The 20,976-nt window shown below is 62.9% G+C and carries 15 protein-coding genes, 1 tRNA gene and 4 pseudogenes; 7 read left to right on the forward strand and 13 right to left on the reverse strand.

From position 1 onward, the window contains the following. The first annotated feature begins 222 nt into the window (after positions 1 to 222). From AB5975_02600 to AB5975_02620, 5 genes are all read left to right on the forward strand, one after another. A complete protein-coding gene (locus tag AB5975_02600; GenBank protein ID XDR20858.1) occupies positions 223 to 1,836 on the forward strand; it encodes an APC family permease in 1,614 nt (537 codons plus the stop codon). A gap of 23 nt (positions 1,837 to 1,859) precedes the next feature. After that, on the forward strand, positions 1,860 to 2,786 hold the full coding sequence (locus AB5975_02605; GenBank protein XDR20859.1) for a 4-hydroxyproline epimerase: 927 nt from the start codon (positions 1,860 to 1,862) through the stop codon (positions 2,784 to 2,786). A 43-nt stretch (positions 2,787 to 2,829) separates the two neighbouring features. Further along, positions 2,830 to 3,777 carry a dihydrodipicolinate synthase family protein gene (locus AB5975_02610; protein ID XDR20860.1) on the forward strand — a complete coding sequence of 316 codons (948 nt, stop codon included), beginning with the start codon at positions 2,830 to 2,832 and terminating at the stop codon, positions 3,775 to 3,777. A gap of 93 nt (positions 3,778 to 3,870) precedes the next feature. Then, positions 3,871 to 5,448: an aldehyde dehydrogenase (NADP(+)) gene (locus tag AB5975_02615; protein ID XDR20861.1), complete on the forward strand. Its 1,578-nt coding sequence runs from the start codon at positions 3,871 to 3,873 to the stop codon at positions 5,446 to 5,448. 2 nt (positions 5,449 to 5,450) lie between these two features. Beyond that, positions 5,451 to 6,698, forward strand: coding sequence for an NAD(P)/FAD-dependent oxidoreductase (locus AB5975_02620; protein XDR20862.1), 1,248 nt, complete (start codon positions 5,451 to 5,453; stop codon positions 6,696 to 6,698). 33 nt (positions 6,699 to 6,731) lie between these two features. Here AB5975_02620 and xenA read toward each other — a convergent pair whose 3' ends face one another. Beyond that, entirely contained in the window at positions 6,732 to 7,823 is a 1,092-nt protein-coding gene (gene xenA, locus AB5975_02625; GenBank protein ID XDR20863.1) for a xenobiotic reductase XenA, read from the reverse strand. A 49-nt stretch (positions 7,824 to 7,872) separates the two neighbouring features. On the opposite strand from xenA, the pseudogene AB5975_02630 reads away from it, so the two are divergent. Further along, positions 7,873 to 8,207, forward strand: a pseudogene (locus tag AB5975_02630) (ArsR/SmtB family transcription factor). A 4-nt stretch (positions 8,208 to 8,211) separates the two neighbouring features. On the opposite strand, the pseudogene AB5975_02635 reads toward AB5975_02630, so the two are convergent. The 4 genes and pseudogenes from AB5975_02635 to AB5975_02650 all read right to left on the reverse strand — a co-directional run bounded on the left by AB5975_02635 (position 8,212) and on the right by AB5975_02650 (position 11,806). Then, a pseudogene (locus tag AB5975_02635) lies at positions 8,212 to 8,833 on the reverse strand (helix-turn-helix transcriptional regulator). Next, positions 8,833 to 9,476 (reverse strand): annotated as a pseudogene (locus tag AB5975_02640) (hypothetical protein). The pseudogenes AB5975_02635 and AB5975_02640 overlap by 1 nt, the downstream one beginning before the upstream one ends. Before the next feature lie 174 nt (positions 9,477 to 9,650). Further along, positions 9,651 to 11,288 carry a malate dehydrogenase (quinone) gene (gene mqo, locus AB5975_02645; GenBank protein XDR20864.1) on the reverse strand — a complete coding sequence of 546 codons (1,638 nt, stop codon included), beginning with the start codon at positions 11,286 to 11,288 and terminating at the stop codon, positions 9,651 to 9,653. 326 nt (positions 11,289 to 11,614) lie between these two features. Beyond that, complete coding sequence (locus AB5975_02650) at positions 11,615 to 11,806, reverse strand: YhfL family protein (GenBank protein XDR20865.1); 192 nt, start codon at positions 11,804 to 11,806, stop codon at positions 11,615 to 11,617. Between the two features lie 188 nt (positions 11,807 to 11,994). Between AB5975_02650 and AB5975_02655 the strand changes: the two genes are divergently transcribed. Continuing rightward, positions 11,995 to 12,612 (forward strand): LysE family transporter, encoded by a 618-nt coding sequence (locus AB5975_02655; protein XDR20866.1) that lies wholly within the window; start codon positions 11,995 to 11,997, stop codon positions 12,610 to 12,612. Positions 12,613 to 12,714: 102 nt separating this feature from the next. Here AB5975_02655 and AB5975_02660 read toward each other — a convergent pair whose 3' ends face one another. From AB5975_02660 to dapA, 8 genes and pseudogenes are all read right to left on the reverse strand, one after another. Further along, positions 12,715 to 13,923: a hypothetical protein gene (locus AB5975_02660; GenBank protein ID XDR20867.1), complete on the reverse strand. Its 1,209-nt coding sequence runs from the start codon at positions 13,921 to 13,923 to the stop codon at positions 12,715 to 12,717. A 10-nt stretch (positions 13,924 to 13,933) separates the two neighbouring features. Further along, on the reverse strand, positions 13,934 to 15,823 hold the full coding sequence (locus AB5975_02665; GenBank protein XDR20868.1) for a hypothetical protein: 1,890 nt from the start codon (positions 15,821 to 15,823) through the stop codon (positions 13,934 to 13,936). 8 nt (positions 15,824 to 15,831) lie between these two features. Beyond that, positions 15,832 to 16,692 (reverse strand): SH3 domain-containing protein, encoded by an 861-nt coding sequence (locus AB5975_02670; protein XDR20869.1) that lies wholly within the window; start codon positions 16,690 to 16,692, stop codon positions 15,832 to 15,834. A gap of 468 nt (positions 16,693 to 17,160) precedes the next feature. After that, positions 17,161 to 17,250: transfer RNA gene (locus AB5975_02675), tRNA-Ser, on the reverse strand. Positions 17,251 to 17,341: 91 nt separating this feature from the next. Beyond that, positions 17,342 to 18,052 (reverse strand): phosphoribosylaminoimidazolesuccinocarboxamide synthase, encoded by a 711-nt coding sequence (purC, locus tag AB5975_02680; GenBank protein ID XDR20870.1) that lies wholly within the window; start codon positions 18,050 to 18,052, stop codon positions 17,342 to 17,344. A gap of 30 nt (positions 18,053 to 18,082) precedes the next feature. After that, positions 18,083 to 18,840: pseudogene (locus AB5975_02685) on the reverse strand (MBL fold metallo-hydrolase). Next, positions 18,841 to 19,962 (reverse strand): outer membrane protein assembly factor BamC, encoded by a 1,122-nt coding sequence (gene bamC, locus AB5975_02690; GenBank protein XDR20871.1) that lies wholly within the window; start codon positions 19,960 to 19,962, stop codon positions 18,841 to 18,843. It lies immediately after the preceding pseudogene. Between the two features lie 15 nt (positions 19,963 to 19,977). Then, a complete protein-coding gene (gene dapA, locus AB5975_02695) occupies positions 19,978 to 20,865 on the reverse strand; it encodes a 4-hydroxy-tetrahydrodipicolinate synthase (GenBank protein ID XDR20872.1) in 888 nt (295 codons plus the stop codon). Between the last annotated feature and the right edge of the window lie 111 nt (positions 20,866 to 20,976).

Raw genomic sequence — 20,976 nt, forward strand, 5'->3', positions numbered from 1 at the left:
GTGGCTTTCAGCCTATCGTCCAGCTGTGCGCCTTGCCATCGTTTTTCTGCAACTGTGCCGATTTCGTCACCCCCTCTGCAGAAAACCATCAAGAACCGCCGACCCGACCGGTTCACTCTATGCCCCACGCAAGCCGCCCAAGTCCTACAAGAGCGCGGCCCAAAAAGCCGCATCTCGTGACATCAGACCTGCCTATCCAATAACCAACAAAAAGGCGAACCCATGTCAGGCAAATTCAAAAAACAGTTATCACTGCTGGACCTCACCTTCATCGGCCTAGGCGCCATCTTCGGCTCCGGCTGGCTGTTCGCCGCCAGCCACGTCTCGGCCATCGCTGGCCCGGCTGGCATCCTTTCCTGGTTCCTTGGCGGGTTCGCCGTACTGCTGCTGGGCATCGTCTACTGCGAGCTAGGCGCCGCCCTGCCCCGTGCCGGTGGCGTGGTGCGCTACCCGGTGTATTCGCACGGCCCACTGCTGGGCTACCTGATGGGTTTCATCACGCTGATCGCCTTTTCCAGCCTGATTGCCATCGAAGTGGTCGCCTCACGCCAATACGCCGCCGCCTGGTTTCCCGGGCTGACCAAGGCCGGCTCCAGTGACCCGACCGTACTCGGCTGGCTGGTGCAGTTCGCCCTGCTGGGGCTGTTCTTCTTCCTCAACTACCGCAGCGTGAAAACCTTCGCCAAGGCCAACAACCTGGTCAGCGTGTTCAAGTTCATTGTGCCGCTACTGGTGATCGGCGTGCTGTTCACCTTCTTCAAACCAGAAAACTTCGAGGTTCAGGGCTTTGCCCCATTCGGCTTGTCCGGCGTGGAAATGGCCGTGTCGGCGGGCGGCATCATCTTCGCCTACCTGGGCCTGACGCCGATCATTTCGGTGGCCAGCGAAGTGAAGAACCCGCAACGCACCATCCCGATCGCGCTGATCTTGTCTGTGCTGCTGTCCACCGCCATCTACGCCCTGCTGCAACTGGCCTTCCTTGGCAGTGTGCCCACCGAAATGCTGGCCAACGGCTGGGCCAGCGTGACCAAGGAGCTGGCCCTGCCCTACCGAGATATCGCCCTGGCCCTGGGTGTGGGCTGGTTGGCCTACCTGGTGGTGGCCGATGCGGTGATTTCGCCCAGCGGCTGCGGCAACATCTACATGAACGCCACCCCGCGCGTGGTCTATGGCTGGGCGCAGACCGGCACCTTCTTCAAGTACTTCACCCGCATCGACGCAGAATCCGGCATCCCACGCCCGGCACTGTGGCTGACCTTTGGCCTGTCGGTGTTCTGGACCCTGCCGTTCCCATCGTGGGAAGCGCTGATCAACGTGGTATCGGCTGCCCTGGTACTGAGCTACGCCGTCGCCCCGGTCACCGTCGCCGCCCTGCGCCGCAACGCGCCAGACATGCCGCGCCCGTTCCGGGTCAAGGGCATGGGCGTGCTCGGCCCGCTGTCGTTCATCATCGCCGCGCTGATCGTGTACTGGTCGGGCTGGAACACCGTGTCGTGGTTGCTGGCCCTGCAGATCGTGATGTTCGTGCTGTACCTGCTGTGCGGCCGCTTCGTGCCCACCCAACACCTGTCGCTGGCCCAGCAAGTACGCTCGTCGGCGTGGCTGATCGGCTTCTACGCGGTGACCATCCTGCTGTCGTGGCTGGGCAGTTTTGGCGGCCTGGGCGTGCTAGCCCACCCGTTCGACACCCTGGCCGTGGCCGCCTGCGCGCTGGGCATCTACTACTGGGGCGCTGCGACTGGCGTACCTGCCCACCTGGTACGCCTGGAAGGTGAAGACGAAAGCGAAGCCAGCGCTGAAACCTATCCCAGCCGCCCCGCTGCCGTCGCTTCCTGATCTTTTACGCAAGGGACAAGCCCATGAAACAGATTCACGTCATCGACTCCCACACTGGCGGCGAACCCACCCGCCTGGTGATGAGGGGCTTCCCGCAACTGCACGGCCGCAGCATGGCCGAACAGCGTGACGAACTGCGCGAGCTGCACGACCAATGGCGCAAGGCCTGCCTGCTGGAGCCACGCGGCAACGATGTGCTGGTGGGCGCGCTGTACTGCCCGCCGGTGTCGGCCGACGCCACCTGCGGGGTGATCTTCTTCAACAACGCCGGCTACCTGAACATGTGCGGCCACGGCACCATCGGCCTGGTGGCCTCGCTGCAGCACCTGGGCCTGATCGCGCCGGGCGAGCACAAGATCGACACCCCGGTCGGCCAGGTCAGCGCCACCCTGCATGAAGACGGCGCCATCACCGTGGGCAACGTGCCCTCCTACCGGTACCGCCAGCAGGTGGCGGTGGACGTGCCCGGCCATGGCGTGGTGCGCGGCGACATCGCCTGGGGCGGCAACTGGTTCTTCCTCGTTTCCGAGCATGGCCAGCGCATCGAACTGGATAACCGCGAAGCGCTGACCGAGTACACCTGGGCCATGCTCAAAGCCCTTGAAGCCCAGGGTATCACCGGCGAAAACGGCGCCCCCATCGACCACGTCGAGCTGTTCGCCGACGACGCCAACGCCGACAGCCGCAACTTCGTGATGTGCCCCGGCAAGGCTTACGACCGCTCGCCGTGCGGCACCGGCACCAGCGCCAAGCTGGCCTGCCTGGCCGCCGACGGCAAGCTTGCCGAAGGCCAGACCTGGGTGCAGGCCAGTATCACCGGTAGCCAGTTCCATGGCCGCTACGAGCGCGACGGCGAGCGCATTCGCCCGTTCATCACCGGCCGCGCCTACATGACCGCCGACAGCACCCTGCTGATCGACGAACAGGACCCTTTCGCCTGGGGCATCTGACCCTCGGCCTTTTTCCGACTGAATACTGCTAGGAGTGATAACAATGACCGACAACATCTTCACCGGCACCATGCCTGCCCTGATGACCCCGTGCACCGCCGAGCGCAAGCCGGACTTCGACGCCCTGGTGCGCAAAGGCCGCGAACTGATCGAAGCCGGCATGAGCGCCGTGGTGTACTGCGGTTCGATGGGTGACTGGCCACTGTTGACCGAGGCCGAGCGCCAGGAAGGCGTGGCGCGCCTGGTGGCCGCCGGCATCCCAACCATTGTCGGCACCGGCGCGGTGAACACCCGTGAAGCGGTGTCTCATGCCGCCCACGCAGCCAGCGTCGGCGCCGCCGGCCTGATGGTCATCCCCCGCGTGCTCAGCCGCGGCGCTTCGTTGATCGCCCAGAAGCACCACTTCTCGGCCATTCTCGCCGCCGCACCAAAGCTGCCAGCGGTGATCTACAACAGCCCGTACTACGGCTTCGCCACCCGCGCCGACCTGTTCTTCGAGCTGCGCCGCGAGTTCCCCAACCTGATCGGTTTCAAGGAATTCGGCGGTGGCGCCGACCTGCGCTATGCCGCCGAACACATCACCTCCAAGGACGACGATGTGACCTTGATGGTCGGCGTGGATACCCAAGTGGTGCACGGCTTCGTCAACTGCAACGCCACCGGCGCCATCACCGGCATCGGCAACGCCCTGCCGCGTGAAGTGCTGCAGCTGGTGAGCCTGAGCAAGCAGGCGGCCAAGGGCGACGCCCGTGCCCGCCGCCTGGCGCGCGAGCTGGAGGCGGCACTGGCCGTGCTGTCGTCGTTCGATGAAGGTTGCGACCTGGTGCTGTACTACAAGCACCTGATGGTGCTGAACGGCGACACCGAGTACAGCCTGCACTTCAACCAGACCGACGTGCTGACCGACGCCCAGCGCAACTATGCCGAGCAGCAATACGCGCTGTTCCGTAGCTGGTACGCCAGCTGGTCGGCCGAGCAGAACCTGGCCTGATGCAGCCACTGCTTGCTCTGTGGGCGCGGGTACGCCCGCACCCACACTGCAAGCAGTCCCCATGCACCTGCAATCGATTCCCAAGGAGGCTCCATGACCCTGACAGGCAACCTGCTGATCGGCCAGACGCCAGTAACCGGCAGCCGCCAAGCCATCCGCGCCATTGACCCGGCCACCGGCCAGGCGCTGGAACCGGCCTACCTGGGCGGCACCGGCGAACACGTGGCCCAGGCCTGCGCCCTGGCCTGGGCGGCGTTCGATGCCTACCGCGAAACCTCGCTCGAACAACGGGCACAGTTCCTCGAAACCATCGCCACGCAGATCGAGGCACTGGGCGATGCCCTGATCGACCGCGCCGTGGCCGAAACCGGCCTGCCCAAGGCACGCATACAGGGCGAACGTGGCCGCACCTGCACCCAGTTGCGCACCTTCGCCCGAGTGGTACGGGCTGGCGAATGGCTGGATGTGCGGGTCGACAACGCCCTGCCCGAACGCCAGCCACTGCCGCGCGCCGACCTGCGCCAGCGCCAGGTGGCCCTGGGGCCGGTAGCCGTGTTCGGCGCCAGCAACTTCCCGCTGGCCTTCTCGGTGGCCGGTGGCGACACGGCCTCGGCTTTGGCTGCTGGCTGCCCTGTGGTCGTCAAGGCCCACAGCGCCCACCCAGGCACCAGCGAACTGGTCGGCCGGGCGGTGGCGCAAGCCGTGAAACAATGCGGCTTGCCAGCCGGTGTGTTTTCGCTGCTGTACGGCTCGGGTCGCGAAGTGGGCATTGCCCTGGTCAGCGACCCGCGTATCAAAGCCGTTGGCTTTACCGGCTCGCGCAGTGGCGGCGTGGCGCTGTGCCAGGCCGCCCAGGCGCGCCCGGAGCCAATCCCGGTGTATGCCGAAATGAGCTCGATCAACCCGGTGTTTCTGTTCGACGCCGCGCTGCAGGCCCGTGCCGAAGCACTGGCACAAGGTTTCGTCGCTTCGCTGACCCAAGGCGCCGGCCAGTTCTGCACCAACCCCGGCCTGGTAATCGCTCGCCAGGGGCCGGCGTTGCAGCGGTTTGTCGCGGCAGCCAGTGGGCATGTGCAGCAGGCTGCTGCGCAAACCATGCTCACGCCGGGCATATTTGACGCCTACCAGGCCGGCGTCGCTGCGCTTGCGGCCAACGCCAATGCCCAGGCCACCGCCTGCGGCCCGGCCAGCCACAGCCCCAATCAGTGCCAGGCACAGCTGTTCGTGACCCAGGCCGAGGCCTTCCTCGCCGACCCGGCGTTGCAGGCTGAAGTGTTCGGCGCAGCGTCGCTGATCGTGGCCTGCGACAGTGACGAGCAGGTCCGCCAGGTAGCCGAGCACCTTGAAGGTCAACTGACCGCCACCCTGCAGCTGGACGAGGCCGACATCGACAGCGCCCGCGCCCTGCTGCCGACCCTTGAGCGCAAGGCCGGGCGCATACTGGTCAATGGTTGGCCGACCGGCGTCGAGGTGTGCGATGCGATGGTGCATGGCGGGCCATTCCCGGCCACCTCCGATGCCCGTACCACCTCGGTGGGCACGGCAGCGATCCTGCGTTTCCTGCGCCCGGTGTGCTACCAGGACTTCCCCGATGCGCTGCTGCCGCACGCGTTGCAGCACGGCAACCCGCTGCGGCTGCGGCGCCTGCTTGATGGTAAACGGGAAGGCTGAGCATGGTCGAAACCGCTGAAACCGACATCGCCGTGGTGGGCGCCGGCATCGTCGGCGTCGCCTGCGCCCTGCAGCTGGCCCGTCAGGGCCGCCGGGTAACGCTGATCGACCGCCAGGCGCCAGGCCTTGGCGCGTCCTATGGCAATGCCGGGCACCTGGCCACTGAACAAGTGTTCCCGATTGCCGACCTGTCCATCCTCAAGCGCTTGCCCCGCATGCTGCTAGACCCGATGGGCCCGCTGCGCCTGGACTGGAAGTACTTGCCCAAGGCCATGCCGTGGTTCACCCGGCTGCTGCTCAACCTGCGAGCGGCGCCGTTCCAGCGCAGCGTGGCGGGCATCCGCACCTTGAACGAAGGCAGCCTGGGCGCCTGGCAGCGGTTGCTGGGCTCAATCGGGCGCAGCGAACTGTTCCAGGAGGATGGCTCGTTGCTGGTGTTCGAACGGCCCGAGTCGCGCCAGGCGCTGGAGGCGTTGCGCGCACGCATGCGCCAGCAGGCGGTACCGGTGAGTTTCTGGTCGGCCGAGGCCGTGCGCGAAGCGGCGCCACAATTGAGCCCATCATTGCTGGGCGGGCTGTTCTTCCCCAAGACCGGGCACTTCATCGACCCGTACCGGGTAGTGTGCGAACTGTTCGAAGCGGCCAAGGCCAGTGGCGTGCGCTTTGTCCAGGCGCAGGTCGAGGGTGGGCAACTGCACAGTGGCGGGGTCAGCCTGGCCAGCGACAAGGGCACGCTCGATGCTCGCCAGGTGCTGATCAGCTGTGGTGCGCATTCTGCGAAACTGACCGCCGCGCTGACTGGCAAGCGGGTACCGCTGGACACAGAGCGCGGCTACCACCTGATGTTGCCGGGTGAGCACCAGCGCCTGCCGTTTGCAGTCACCTCGCTTGAACGCAAGTTCATCATGACGCCCATGGCCGAAGGCTTGCGCCTGGCTGGCACGGTGGAGTTCGCCGGGTTGGAGGCGCCGCCGAGCATGCAACGGGCGTGGCAATTGCACCGGCTGAGCAAGGGGTTGTTCCGACAAGACCTGAGCGTCGAAGGGGCGACACCGTGGATGGGCTTCAGGCCTTCGTTGCCAGATTCATTGCCAGTGATCGACCGGGTGTGTGATGGGCGGGTGCTGTTGGCGTTCGGGCATCAGCACCTGGGGTTGACCCAAGCAGCGGTGACGGCGGAATGGATGGGGCGGTTGACTGAGCGGGCCCGTGGGCATGAGATGGCAGCCTACCGGTTGGATCGCTTCTAGATTCGAGGGCCGCTGTGCGGCCCCCGGCATCACTCAGCGATAACGCTCGAGCCAGTGCGCATACGGCGCCGGCAAGGTCCAGGAGGCTTTCTCCACCCCCAGCTCCTTGGCTGCAAAGTACGCCCAGTGCGGGTCGGCCAGGTGCGCACGCCCTACCGAAACCAAGTCCAGTTGGTTGGCCTGCAAAGCCGCTTCCGCCAACTGCGGTGTGCCAAAGCCCCACGCCGAAGTCACCGGCAGCTTCGCCTCACGGCGCACACGCTCGGCAATCGGCCCCATGAACGCCGGGCCCCACGGGATGTTGGTCTCGGGAATGGTGAAACCGACACTCACGCTCAGCAGGTCAAGGCCGCCGGCCTTGAAGCGGCGCGCCAGTTCGATCGACTCTTCCAGGGTCTGCTCGTCGCGGCCATCGTATTCCAGCACACCGAAACGCGCGGTCAGCGGCAGGTTTTCCGGCCACACTTCACGCACTGCGGCCAGGGTTTCCAGCAGGAAGCGGCTACGGTTGTCGAAGCTGCCACCGTAGGCATCGGTACGCTTGTTGGAGTGCTCGGAGAAGAAGCTCTGGCCCAGGTAACCATGGGCAAAGTGCAGCTCGATCCACTCGAAGCCGGCATCGCGCGCACGGCGAGCGGCATCGACAAAGTCCTGCTTGACCCGGGCGATGTCGTCCAGGGTCATCTCGCGCGGCACTTTCGGCAGATGCGCGCCAAATGCGATGGCCGACGGGGCAATGGTTTCCCAGCCACGGGCATCGTCGGCGGCAATATGATCATCACCTTCCCATGGGCGGTTGGCGCTGGCCTTGCGCCCGGCGTGGGCGATCTGGATACCCGGCACGGAGCCTGCCGCCTTGATGGCCTGCACCACTGGCACGAAGGCCTGGGCGTGGGCATCGCTCCAGATACCGGCACAACCGGGGGTAATGCGCCCTTCCGGCGCCACCGCAGTGGCCTCGACCACCAACAGGCCGGCACCACCACGGGCCAGGCCGGCCAGGTGCACGTGGTGCCAGTCGTTGATCATGCCGTCTTCGGCCATGTATTGGCACATCGGCGGAATGGCAATGCGGTTACGCAGGGTGACGTCTTTGAGGGTGTAGGGTTCGAACAGTGCGGACATGGGAAACTCCGGGTTCATTTGAATACTGTTGTTCGATCATAATCGAACTATGGCAATTAATGAAACCCCCGTTATCATGTCGGGCATGCGAGCCTATAAACATCCCAACCCTGAAGACCTGATCCTCGAACGCCTGCTCTATGCGCTCAGCGACCCCGTGCGCCTGGAAATCGTCCGCCATCTGGCCGGCGTGGCAGAGGCCAGCTGTGGCGAACTGGACGGGGGCGGCCGAAGTCGAGCATGTCCCACCACTTCCGCGTTTTGCGTGATGCTGGGTTGGTACAAACCCGCAATGTGGGCACTACCCATATGAATTCACTGCGCAGCGAAATGCTGGATGAGCGGTTCCCTGGGTTGCTGGCGTGCATACTGCGCCAGGTGTGACCTGTCAGCCTGCCGGTTCTGGATGGGCCAGCGCAAACCGGCACACCTGCCCTCCCCTGAGCATGCACTCCTCATGGCTGACATCGGCCCCACCCAGCGCCCCGATCAGCGCCAGATCAAGCTCGCACACCACCGGATGCGCCTTGGCCAAATGATGGAACACACAATTGTGCGCCACGATCTGCGGCGCCCCCCCGAGCGGAAGAACACCTGCGCTTCATAGCCGGCATTGTTCATGTGCTCGACGATGCGTGCTTCATCCACCACCTTGTGTTCAAGGTCCGCCGCCAGCTTGCGCCCCAGTTGGCGCATCAGCGCCAGCAGTGCCTCCTGGCCTAGCAACCCTGCCACCTCACCAATCAGCAGATTCGCCAGTAGCGGGTACTGCCGGGGAAACTGCTCGCGGGCAAGATCAGTCAGCTCATGCAACTGCTCCGGCGCCGCCCGGTAGGCCGGGTGGCGCCGCGCTTGACCAGGCCATCACGCTCCAGCGCGGCCAGGTGCTGGCGTACCGCCGTGCGGGTAATGGCCAGGGCTTGCGCCAGGTCGTCGATGCTCATGCCGGCTGGCTGGTGCAGCAACGCGTGGAGCAGGTCCTGTTGGGTACGGCCCAGTCCCTCGAGCATCAGAACTTGTCCGGGAACTGTTTGACCAGCGCCGCAGCGATGGCATCGGACAGGGTCAGAATATGCTCGCGCATCATCCCCCAGGTGCGCGCTTCGCCCGTATAGTCACCGGCCGCCAACTGATCGATCTGCGTCACATGGTGGCCACCGTGGGCGCTGAGCAATGTAAGTAGGGTCGCCTCGGGCAGGTTTGGGTTGGCCTTGGCCAGGAACGCCGCGATGGCCTTGGCATTGCTGGTCAGCTCGTCGACGCCAGCTTGCTGGCCCTTCTTGTCCTTGGCCACAGTGGCATCGCTGTAGTGCTTGATCGCGCCCCAGTGGCCGGCCAACAGTTTCAGCAACTGGTCGGCAGCGGGCTGGCCGTATAACGGCGCGATGCTGTTGGCGATTCGGGTCGCGTCGCTGACCACCTCATTGGCGGCGACTTCAGCCTGCTTGGCGTTGCCGGCCTGGTTGGCCACGGCGTAGTTGCGAACCCAGAAGATGTGCTCGACCCACAGGTCGCGCAGGGCCATGCGCGTGGTCATTGCAGCGGATTCGGCGGGTTTGGTGGCGGGGGTGTGCTGGAGTAGGCGTAGCTCTGGCTCCATGCCGGCTGGGCGCACAGGGCCAGCAGCAGTAAGGCGGCAATCTTGGTATTCATGACGGCACCCTCCTGGAGGGGATCGACTGACAAGATTAATTTAAGCATCAAAATATGTTTTTATTGGTCGACGAACAGGTTTCCGATCAGCGGTTTCCTGCGAACAGGCCCAAACAGACAACAAAAAAGCCACGAGGTCACCCCCGTGGCTTTGGATCACGACAAGGCTGCTGATTACAGCGCCATGTCGTTCTCAGGCTTGCTCTCGACCGGCTGGCCAGCAGCGCCACCGAAGTCGACGCTGGCGTCGATCACCGGCGGTTTCTCCAGCTGCAGCACTTCAGCGGTGTAGTTCCACTCTTTCTGAGTGGCCGCTGCCGAGTCGTTCAGCTTGGTGCCGTAGCTGGGCACGATTTCCTTGATCTTGGCCTGCCACTCTGGGGTAGCGACCTTCTCCTTGAACACGGTTTCCAGCACGTTCAGCATGATCGGCGCAGCAGTCGAAGCACCTGGCGATGCACCCAGCAGGCCCGCGATGGTGCGGTCTTCGGAGGCTACCACTTCAGTGCCCAGCTTCAGTACGCCGCCCTTCTCGGCATCACGCTTGATGATTTGTACACGCTGGCCGGCCTGCCACAGGCGCCAGTCTTCCTTCTTGGCGTTCGGGAAGTAGGTGCGCAGCGCTTCGAAGCGGTCATCGTCAGACAGCATCAGCTGGCCAGCGAGGTACTCGACCAGTGGGTACTGCTCGATACCGACTTTGGTCATCGGCCACACGTTGTGGGTAGTGGTGCTGCTGAGCAGGTCCAGGTACGAGCCGTTCTTCAGGAACTTGGTCGAGAAAGTGGCGAACGGGCCAAACAGGATCACGCGCTTGCCGTCCAGCACGCGGGTGTCCAGGTGCGGTACCGACATGGGTGGCGCACCGGTCGAGGCGATGCCGTAGGCCTTGGCCATGTGCTGCATGGCCACGGTCGGGTTCTCGGTCACCAGGAACGAACCACCCACCGGGAAGCCTGCGTATTCCTTGGCTTCCGGAATGCCCGACTTCTGCAGCAGCTTCAGTGCGCCACCGCCAGCACCGATGAACAGGAACTTGGCGTCGGTGGCCGACTCGGTACCGTCCTTCAGGTTCTTGTACTCGACGTGCCAGGAGCCGTCCTTGTTGCGGGTGATGTCCTGCACTTCGCTGGACAGCTTCAGGTCGAAGCCTTTCTGGGTCTGCAGATGGCCAACGAACTGGCGGGTGATCTCGCCGAAGTTGACGTCAGTGCCGATTGGCGTCCAGGTCACGGCCAGCTTCTGGTTCGGGTCGCGGCCTTCCATCATCAGCGGGACCCACTTGGCGATCTGCGCGTGGTCCTCGGAGTACTGCATCGGGCGGAACAGCGGGCTGGCCTGCAGTGCGTCGTAGCGCTTCTTGAGGAACTTGATGTTGTCATCGCCCCAGACGAAGCTCATGTGCGGGGTGGTGTTGATGAACGAGTGCGGGTTCTTCAGCACGCCCTGGCGGACCTGCCACGACCAGAACTGGCGGGAGATCTGGAAGGCTTCGTTGATTTCGATGGCCTTGGTGATGTTGACGTTGCCGTCTTTGTCTTCCGGGGTGTAGTTCAGCTCGGCCAGCGCGGAGTGGCCGGTACCGGCGTTGTTCCAGCCGTTGGAGCTTTCTTCGGCCACGCCGTCCAGGCGCTCGACCATTTCCATCGACCAGCTTGGCTCCAGCTCGTGCAGCCACACGGCCAGGGTGGAGCTCATGATGCCGCCGCCGACCAGCAGCACGTCTACTTTCTTGGTTTCTACGGCGTGCGCTTGCATGACGCTTGCAGCGACAGCCAGACCCAGCAAGGTCTTGCCAGCTTTCTTGAACATTGATCAATTCCAGTCAGGAGAACAGAGTGAGGGCCTGTGGCTGGCCCCGGTAAAGCGTGTTCTTCAGCGCAGGCTTGTTGTTGATCATTGTTCAGCAGCCAGAGAACCAAAAAACGACCCGGGCTTTTGTCGAATTGACCGACAAGGCTGAATCGTTTTTCCGATTGTATCTGAAATGCCAGCACAAACAAATTGCAGGTCCTTGCGTCAAGGCGACGGGTTGCCCCAGCGGCAGAATGCCACGCCAAAAACAAAAACCCCGGCCATTTGCATGACCGGGGGCCTTGGATCACGCCGCAAGCGTCGCGATCAGGGTACCGCCAAGATTACTGCTGCTGAGGCAGTTTATCGATTGGGCCGCAGCCACCGATGATCTTGGAGATGGAAACCGAAGGGTGGAACAGGTAGTCGTAGGTGCAGTTTTTTGGTTGGTTGTAAACCTGGCCAGTGCAACCCGACAGCAGGGCAACACCCGAAACGACAGCAACGGCTACGGTGGCCTTGAACAGCTTTTTCATTACTCAGTCCTTTAAATGAATCATCTTCGGCCATCGTCTGATGGCGCCGGGATGATACAGAACCTGAGCATTGGATCCAAGTCGCGGGTGGCATTGATGCTTTGCGAAGACGCAACAACCGGTTGTAAAGCACGCCGTTGGCGACGATAGTCATACTCTGCCTTTGCACTGCCCTACAGGAGTTCACCATGCTTGGCGTTACCGACTACGGCGCATTCGTCATCGCCTTCATCATTCTGTTGGCCATTCCCGGCCCGGGCAATTTCGCGCTGATCACCGCCACTGGCAAAGGCGGTATCAAAGCAGGCCTGGCTGCGACCTGTGGGGTGATCGTCGGTGACCAGGTGCTATTGTGGCTGGCAGTAGCCGGCGTCGCCACGTTGCTGGCCACCTACCCGGCAGCCTTCCATGTGGTGCAGTGGGCGGGCGCTGCGTACCTGGCCTATCTCGGCCTGCGCATGCTGCTGAGCAAACCAGGTGACGCGCCACGCACCAGCCGCATGGACAACGGCCAGTACTTGCGCCAGACCATGCTGATCACCCTGCTCAACCCCAAGGCGATCATGTTCTACATGGCATTCTTCCCACTGTTCATCGACCCATTGAAACACCAGGGGCTGGTGACTTTTGGCTTCATGGCGGCGACGGTGGCGGTGATCACGTTCCTGTACGGGTTGATTGCCGTGGTACTGACTCACCGACTGGCCGAACGCATGCGCGCCAACCCAAGGATCAGCAACCTGTTCGAGCGGCTGGCGGGCATTTGTCTGGTGGGGTTTGGCATTAAATTGGCCGCCATGCGCTGAGGCCCCTCGGGCGCGCCCCATGCGGCCCCAAAATTCCAAAGCAAAAAAAAGCCCCCGGCAACTCACAGTTCCCGGGGGCTTGTTCAATCAGCGACTACCCAATCAATTGGTTTCCAGCTGATATGCCTTGCTCACGAACAACGCCGCAAACAGGCTCTTGCCTTCCTTGAACGTGTACTGCTCTTCGAACTTGCCTTCCTCGACCAGCTTCTGCCCAATGGCACATTCCGAATCGCTGTGGTTCTTGCCCTTGGCGCCGAAATCACTGCTCCACGACGACAAGCCAACTTCTTCGCAGAAAGCCGCGAACTTCGCCTTCGGTACACTCTGCTGGAAGTCGCTGTAAGCCTCTTTCAGCGGTTTGAAGCCGCTGTAGCTCACGCTGTAGTTCTCCACCTTCGCCTTGCGCGCAAAGCCACTTACCGCTTCGGCCAAAACGGCCTGGCCGGTGTACGGGCTGTATGCCCCGATCAACATGGCGCTCAAGGCACTCTTGAGCTGGGTTTCGACATCGTCCAGCTCCGGCAGCGACTGGAAGTCGGCCTTGCGTACGATCTCACCCACCTTGGAGCCATCGTTACGGTGGGTTACCACAAACGCCATCGAACCTTCACCATCACTGGAGCGCGTGAGGGTGAAATCCAAGTCGACCGTGGTGCCAAAATCACCCGTGCTGCTGACCAGGAACGCGCCAGTAACCGGCTGGCGTACCGCCATGTTGGCACCCCAATCGAAGCTCGACTCAGTGGCCCGGCCATTGGCGGCCAGCTCGGCGCGCGGCTGGATCTCGTCGCTGACATCAGCCACCAGCACCACTTCGGCGCCCTTGCTGGCAACGAAGGGGTTGGCCATCTGCATGCCCAGCAATTGGATGTGAAGGGTGCCGTCCTTGCTGTCGCCGTCATGGGCCAGTTTCAGCGCATCGGCTTTGAGGTATATGCCGGCGACATTGCGGCTGACATTGAGCTGGTACTTGGCCCAACCTGCCAAGCCCTCCTCCGGCGAACCACCGCGAGCCGATTCCATCAAGCCGGTCAGGCCGCGCATGAACTGCTGGGCGCCATTGGTCTGGGCCGCAGCGACGCGGATTTCGGGGTCGGCGACTGTCAGGTTGCCAGAGAACGCCGAATAGGAAATGTCGCCCTCAGACAGTACATCTTCAAGGAAATAGCGCTCCTTGAAGTCCTCGTAGTAGGCCAGCGCAGCCTTCTTGCCCGAGCTGGAGACCATCGCATAGCCACCACCGAGCACCAGCACCGCCGCGGCTACACCGCCAATCAGCAGCTGCTTCTTGTTCATCTGTTTGATCATGGTGTTTGCCTCACTGGACCATGGCGGAAGCGTTGTTCCAGTCGTTCACGTACTTTTGGGAGACCTCGGGGGTCCAGCTGAAATCGATACCGGCGTTGGGGAATTCCTTGGCCAGCACGGCGCCGAACGACACACGGTCGGCACAGTGGTCCTGCTGGCAGGCCTCGGGCTCACCTGCGCTGTAGGCACGGTAGGTGGGCACGGCGCGGCCATCGTCCAGCGGGTAGTACGGTGTGGCGTTGGCGACCTGGGTCACGTACCAGCCTTCGCTGTACTCCTCGTCCGCCACCAGGCGGCCCTTGCTCGGGAAGTCGAGGGTGTAGAAATCGCCCTTCTTGCCGGTAACGTGCACCATCATTGGCGCAACGCGGGCCGAGGTCGCAGGGTCTTGCTGCGCCAACGGCGAAGCGAAACGCACCTTGATGCCAGCCATTTGCGCCAGCGCCTCGGTTTCGCGCCCCTTGAAGTCGCTCATGCCGTCTTGCAGCTGCTGGTAGCGTTCCAGCACTCGGGTGTGCACGCGGGCCAGCTCCTGTTGACGCTGACGTTCTTCACGCACACGCTGCTGCTCTCGTTGAACCGCCCAGTTGGCACCCTCGCGCACATCGAAGAACAGGCCTTGGCGGGTGATGCCGATGCGGTTGCGAGTGATCTTCTGCGCGTCGTTGCCCCACATGCTGTTCGTAATCGCCGAAATATCTTTGACGATGAACAGGTTGGCCACATCGGTGGTGGTCGGCGAGGTGGCCTTGATCAGGTCGAAGATTTCCAGCGCGGCTTCCTTGTACTTGGCCGCGTCCAGGGCGAACGACTCGTCAGGCGTTACGGCAACGTAGTACGGATCGCTGCTGAACGGGCGGAGCACGCCGTAGCTGGAACGGGTGAAGGTCAGGTACACCTTCATCTGCCGGCTGGGGATCTCGCCCACCAGGAACGCGGCCTGGTCAGCATCCGCCGTGAGGTAGGAAACAGCCTTGTCCTTCACTGCAGATTCGAGGTTCTTGTTGAAGATCAGCCCGCTGGGGTGAGCGTATACGCGGGTCCAGTTGTCGCCACGGTAGGTGCCAACGGCCTTCCAACTGATTTTTTCGAAGCTGCCTTCACCAAAGCCGGAGGCCGGGCACGGCATCACCGGGGTAGTGCCGAACGACAGGGTGTCGCCGTCGCTGATGATCGAGGTGCTGAGCACCCATTTGCAGCCTGTGCCATCCGTTACCTGCATCAGGTTGCGGTTTTGCAGGACCACGGCGCGGCCGAAGTCCGAGGTTGGGGCAGCGGCTACCGCAGCAGCAGGTGCTGGAACAGGCGGTGCGACTGGGGCTGCTACCGGGGTTTCGGCAACGGGGGCTGGCGCGGGTTCTGCAGCAACCACCGGGGCCGGGGCCACCTCTGCTTTTGCAGGCGCTGGTTCAACTACAGCAGGCGCCGGCGCAGCGGCAACGGCTACCGGGGCTTCTGCTGGCGCAGGTACAGCGGGTGCAGCCGGGGCCGGGGCAGCAACGGCCGGAGCAGGTGCTGGTGCTGGTGCTGGTGCTGATGCAGCTGGTGCCGCGGCAGGCGCGACAGCCAGGGTCACCAGGCCCAGGTTGGTGGCATTGCCCGAACCGCTGGCGTAAAGGTTGCCCTTGGCATCAACCGCCTTCCAGCTCACCTTGGCGGTCGCGCAGTCCTTGGCGAACACGAACGGCAGCTTGGTCAGCAGCCCCGACAGCAGCTCCTGCTTGTCCCAGGCCGGGCGGGTGATGGTCAGCTCGACCTCGGGTTTGCACCAGGTGGCGGCGTCCCCAGGTACTTCGACCTTGATGTTTTCTTTCTTCGAGAAGGCCAGCTCGTGGGCGAACGCCTGCGGTACCAGACCACAAGCGCCGACCACAGCCAACGCGAGCGCGTGCTTTTTCATGGAGTTCCTCAGATCAGTTCCCAGGTGCCGTTGGCTTGTTTGCAGAAGGTGTTCTGCTCTTGCTCGGTCTGGCCGCTTTGCGATTTCAGGCTGACCGTGACCGGGCGGCAGGCGGCTTCGGCGGCGACCGTTTCGGTCGGCAGCGACTGCACCGAATCCAGGTCGAAGCCTTGGGTTTCCTTGCTGGCGGCAACGTCCAGCTCGTCCAGGTTTACCGCTGGCGTCACACGCTTGGCCACGGCCTGCGCCTTGGGCTCGACGTAGTTCTTGTGCACGTAACCCACGGTCACGCCCTTGCGCCCGACCAGGATCCAGTCACCAGTGGAGCCGACGGCGGTGAACTCGGTGTGGTTTTTCAGGCTGCCAACTTTCTCGCCACTCTGGTTGGGTGCGGCACGCACGTTCAGGTTGTCGCTGACGGTCACGTAGGGCTCGTTGATCAACTTCATCGACGGCACCGCCTGGATCTTCGGCGCGCGCTTGACCTCGACCTTCTTGGTCTGGGTGTATTCCTTGCCCGGCACGATCTGCGCGGTAGCACCCGAGTGGTCGGACTTCCAGGTAACTGGCTGGGCGCTGGCGGTAGCCTGCTGCTGGCTCAACACTTCCTGGGTGCGCAGCGCCAGGGCCTGCTGGTCCTTCTCGTCCAGCATGTGACCGATGCGGTTGCCCACGTAGGCACCAATGCCACCGGCGATCAGGGCTGCGGCGATCTTGCCGTTGCCACTGCCCATGGTCGAGCCGATGGCCACACCGGCCAGGCCACCAATCACGGTGCCCGCTTGCTCTTTGCTGATCCCGAGCTGTGCACAGGCCGTGGTAGAGGCGATGGCGACCGCCAGAAGGGACGCGACGAATTTCTTACGCAAGTGGAGCACTCCATTTTCGGTGGGGCGCACAGCCGCGTACCGCAGCCAGGATCTGGCGGCAGCATTCGACGTTGTGCGGTTTTATGAGTGAGCTGGCAGCACTGGACGCGGACGGCAATTTAGCCGTCGAACGAAGGGCGTAGAGGAAGACCAGTACGGCGCGAAGCATCCAACGAATCCATGTCAGGAAGAGGTCATCGCCCAGCGCGCGTAATCATTACGGCGTTTGGCCTGGGCGTGAGTGGCGTATTAGAGGCCCGCATTGTAGCGCAAGGTGCCGTTGACAGTTCAAGACAAAATGTTGCGAGAAACCGCTCTGTCTCGGCTTAGTCGACATAGTTGCAGGAGCGGCTCTGTTTCGCGAAAGGACCAAGGCACTGCTGAATGATGCTGAATTTGGAATGATGCAAAACAAGGCACAACGAAAAAGCCCCTGAAAGCTTTCGCTTCCAGGGGCTTCATCTTGTATGGCGGAGAGATAGGGATTTGAACCCTAGGTACTGTTGCCAGTACAACGGATTTCGAATCCGTCCCGTTCGACCACTCCGGCATCTCTCCAATGCCGCGCATCATACCAGCGTTCTTTTAAAACGCAAACCTTTTTTTAAAAAAAATCGCGTGGTATCAGGCGCTTGCGTGAACGCGCCGCTTACAGCGGCACGCCCAGGCGCTTGGCAACTTCTTCGTAGGCTTCGATCACGTCGCCCAGGCCCTGACGGAAGCGGTCTTTGTCCATCTTCTTGCGGGTTTCCTTGTCCCACAGGCGGCAGCCGTCCGGGCTGAACTCGTCGCCCAGCACGATTTGGCCGTGGAATACGCCGAACTCCAGCTTGAAGTCGACCAGCAGCAGGCCGGCGTCATCGAAGAGCTTGCTCAGCACTTCGTTGACCTTCAGCGACAGCTTTTTCATTTCGACCAACTGCTCGGCGGTGCCCCAGCCGAACGCAACAACGTGGGATTCGTTGATGAAGGGGTCGCCCTTCTCGTCGTTCTTCAGGAACAGTTCGAAGGTGGACGGCTCCAGCTTGATGCCCTCCTCCACGCCCAGACGCTTGACCAGGCTGCCGGCGGCGTAGTTGCGCACCACGCACTCGACCGGGATCATGTCCAGTTTCTTCACCAGGCACTCGTTGTCGCCCAGCAGCTTGTCGAACTGGGTCGGCACGCCGGCTTCTTCCAGTTTCTGCATGATGAAGGCATTGAATTTGTTGTTCACCATGCCTTTGCGGTCGAGTTGTTCAATACGCTTGCCGTCGAACGCCGAAGTGTCGTTACGGAACAGCAGGATCAAGCGGTCGGCGTCGTCGGTCTTGAAAACCGATTTGGCCTTGCCGCGGTAGAGTTCGTCGCGTTTTTCCATGATTGGGCTCCGCTTGCTTGAGGTGTTGGGCTAGGCGATTTCGCGCCAGTCGAGCCCGTGTTCCTGATTCGCCACCTGGAGCCAGTCCGGGTCGCACCCGAGGGTATCGACGAAGCACTGGCGGGCCAAGTGTGGCAGGTTGTTCTTGCTGCTGAGGTGGGCCAGCACCAGGTGTTGCAGGTTGCTCCAGCCCAACTCGTGCACCAGGCGCGCGGCCTGGTGGTTGTTCAAATGCCCTTGCATGCCCCTACCCGCTGCTTCAAAAAGGCCGGGTAGTGACCGCGCGCCAGCAGGTCGCGGCAGTGGTTGGCCTCGATCAGCAGTGCATCCAGGCCCTGGTAGCGCTCCAGCAGCAACGCGTCGTACGAGCCCAGGTCGGTAAGCATGCCGAAGCGTCGCTGGCCGTCACTGACCACGTATTGCAATGGCTCGTAGGCGTCGTGCTCGACCCGCGCCGCAGTCACTTCCAGGCTGCCGATGCGCAGGCTTTCGCCACAAGCGAGAAAACCGGCCACCTCCACCGGCTTGCGCATGCCGCGCAAGGTCCCTTGGCTGAGGTAGACCGGTACATTGTAGCGCCGTGACAGCAAGCCGACCCCATGTACATGATCAGCATGTTCGTGGGTGACCAGTACTGCACTGAGCTGGGCCGCGGACACACCGAGCAGCGCCAGGCGCCGCTCGGTTTCGCGCAGGGAAAAGCCGCAATCGACCAGGATGAACGTGTCACCACTGGCGATCAGCGTGCCGTTCCCTTGGCTACCGCTTCCGAGTACCGCGAAGCGCACTTAGCCCAGGTGGTCCTGAATGGCGCTCAGCACGCGGCGGGCGACATCGGCCGGAGCCACGGTGTTGATGTTTTTCTCGACCGTGACCTGCACGCTCTCACCCACCTTGCTCAGGCGAACCTGGTAGCGCTCGGCACGGGCTTCACGCTCTTCCTTGGTCGGCTCGCTGCCGAACATGCGGCTGAAGAAGCCAGGCTGGTTCTGCTTGTCGTCAGGCTTTTCGGACAGGTTGATGTAGTACAGGCCCAAGCTGCGGTTGATGTCTTCGACACGCCACTCGCCACCCTGTTCCAGGGCACGGCCCACGCCAGACCAGGCGCGGTCCAGGTCGGAACCCAGGTACAGCACCGGGTTGCCGCTGCCGTCTTCGCTCAGGCTGACGCGGCTTGGCGCGTCGAAATCGCGCGCGGCCAGCAGCGACACCGAACCGCCTTTCTCGGCGCTGCGGTTCATGCTGGCAAGCATTTCGTCGACCAGCAGGGCATCGGCACCGGTGTTGCTGGACGAGGACGGGAACGCAGGGTCGGCCGTGCTGCCAGCCGGGCGCTCGACGCTGACCACGTACACTTCGGAGGTGTTGCGCTGCACGCCAGGCTCCATGCGCACACGTACGCGTACTTCGCTGTCACCGCTGCTGGCAGTGCTGGCCAGACGCTGGCCAAGCGATGCCGACAGTTCATCGAAACGCTGCCAGGTAGTGTTGAACTCACCCGTCTGTGGGCGTTCTTCGGCAATGCGGAAGCCGTTGTCCTCGAAGAACTGGCGCGCTACCGGCCACACTTCGGCTGGCGAATGCTGGGCCAGTACCCAACGGCTGCTGCCACTGCGTTGCAGGCTGTAGTCGGTGACCTGGGCGGCACCGCCGGTCAGCGGTTGCGGGCGCGGCACTTCGAACTCGCCAGCAACATTATCGTCGGCAACGTTACGCGGAATCGGCAGCAGCGGGTCAAGACGCTTGACGTTGCTGGCGTCCGGCGGCAGCTGCATGGGCGCGGTCGGGTGCGCCTGCAGGTAGTCGCTGCCACGGTCGCGGAAATAGCCATCCTCGCCCCACAGCCAACCACACCCACTGGTGCTGGAAATGATCAGGGCAAGGGCGGAAAGACCAGCCAGTCGCTTCATGCGGTGTACTTCCTCTTAAACCAGTACGCCGGACTGGCGCAAGGCAGTACGGACTTTTTCGTGGCAGCCTTCGCTCAGCCAGGTCAGTGGCAGGCGAATGCCTTTGTGCATCAGGCCCATTTCAACGAGCGCCCATTTCACCGGGATCGGGTTGGCTTCGCAGAACAGGTCTTTGTGCAGCGGCATGAGTTTTTCGTTGATTGCGCGGGCCTTCTCGGCATTGCCCTCAAGGGCGGCCTCGCACAGGTCGGCCATTTCGCGCGGGGCGACGTTGGCGGTGACCGAAATGTTGCCCTTGCCGCCCATCAGGATCAGCTCGACGGCCGTCGGGTCGTCGCCGGACATGACGATGAAGTCCTTGCTGACGCCATCGAGGATGGCCTTGGCGCGAACCAGGTCGCCGGTGGCTTCCTTGATGCCGATGATGTTCGGCACGGTCGACAGGCGGATCACGGTCTCGGCCTGCATGTCGCAGGAGGTGCGGCCGGGTACGTTATAGAGGATCTGCGGAATGTCGACGGCTTCGGCAATGTGCTTGAAGTGCTGGTACAGGCCTTCTTGCGTCGGCTTGTTGTAGTACGGCACGACCAGCAGGCAGGCGTCAGCGCCGGCATTCTTGGCGTTCTGGGTCAGGTGCACGGCTTCGGCGGTGGAGTTGGCACCGGTGCCGGCGATGACCGGAATCGGCTTCTTGCTGTGCTTGACGCGCTCGACCACGTGCTTGATGACCAGGATGTGTTCTTCGACATCCAGCGTGGCGGACTCACCGGTGGTGCCGACAGCGACGATCGCATGGGTGCCGTTTTCCAGGTGGAAGTCTACAAGTTTGTCGAGGCTGCCCCAATCAAGACGCCCTTGTGCATCCATGGGTGTGACCAATGCCACCATACTGCCCGCAATCATGTAACTGCTCCTGCCGGAAAAAGAGAGCGGTAATGGTACTGGGGGCATCGGCCTTGCACAAGCGAAGCAGGCGGGCGGAGCATTCCCCTCGGCGCCTTATTTCGCTACCCT

Source organism: Pseudomonas putida, assembly GCA_041071465.1.
In the GTDB taxonomy this organism is placed as follows: Bacteria; Pseudomonadota; Gammaproteobacteria; order Pseudomonadales; family Pseudomonadaceae; genus Aquipseudomonas; species Aquipseudomonas putida_P.

Bases quoted from the DNA above. Each gene is read 5' to 3' on its own strand.
- AB5975_02615 (XDR20861.1), top strand. From the start codon at position 3,871: ATGACCCTGACAGGCAACCTGCTGATCGGCCAGACGCCAGTAACCGGC.
- AB5975_02620 (XDR20862.1), top strand. From the start codon at position 5,451: ATGGTCGAAACCGCTGAAACCGACATCGCCGTGGTGGGCGCCGGCATC.
- AB5975_02600 (XDR20858.1), top strand. From the start codon at position 223: ATGTCAGGCAAATTCAAAAAACAGTTATCACTGCTGGACCTCACCTTC.
- AB5975_02605 (XDR20859.1), top strand. From the start codon at position 1,860: ATGAAACAGATTCACGTCATCGACTCCCACACTGGCGGCGAACCCACC.
- bamC (XDR20871.1), bottom strand. From the start codon at position 19,962: ATGAAGCGACTGGCTGGTCTTTCCGCCCTTGCCCTGATCATTTCCAGC.
- mqo (XDR20864.1), bottom strand. From the start codon at position 11,288: ATGTTCAAGAAAGCTGGCAAGACCTTGCTGGGTCTGGCTGTCGCTGCA.
- AB5975_02655 (XDR20866.1), top strand. From the start codon at position 11,995: ATGCTTGGCGTTACCGACTACGGCGCATTCGTCATCGCCTTCATCATT.
- xenA (XDR20863.1), bottom strand. From the start codon at position 7,823: ATGTCCGCACTGTTCGAACCCTACACCCTCAAAGACGTCACCCTGCGT.
- AB5975_02610 (XDR20860.1), top strand. From the start codon at position 2,830: ATGACCGACAACATCTTCACCGGCACCATGCCTGCCCTGATGACCCCG.
- AB5975_02665 (XDR20868.1), bottom strand. From the start codon at position 15,823: ATGAAAAAGCACGCGCTCGCGTTGGCTGTGGTCGGCGCTTGTGGTCTG.
- dapA (XDR20872.1), bottom strand. From the start codon at position 20,865: ATGATTGCGGGCAGTATGGTGGCATTGGTCACACCCATGGATGCACAA.
- purC (XDR20870.1), bottom strand. From the start codon at position 18,052: ATGGAAAAACGCGACGAACTCTACCGCGGCAAGGCCAAATCGGTTTTC.
- AB5975_02650 (XDR20865.1), bottom strand. From the start codon at position 11,806: ATGAAAAAGCTGTTCAAGGCCACCGTAGCCGTTGCTGTCGTTTCGGGT.
- AB5975_02660 (XDR20867.1), bottom strand. From the start codon at position 13,923: ATGATCAAACAGATGAACAAGAAGCAGCTGCTGATTGGCGGTGTAGCC.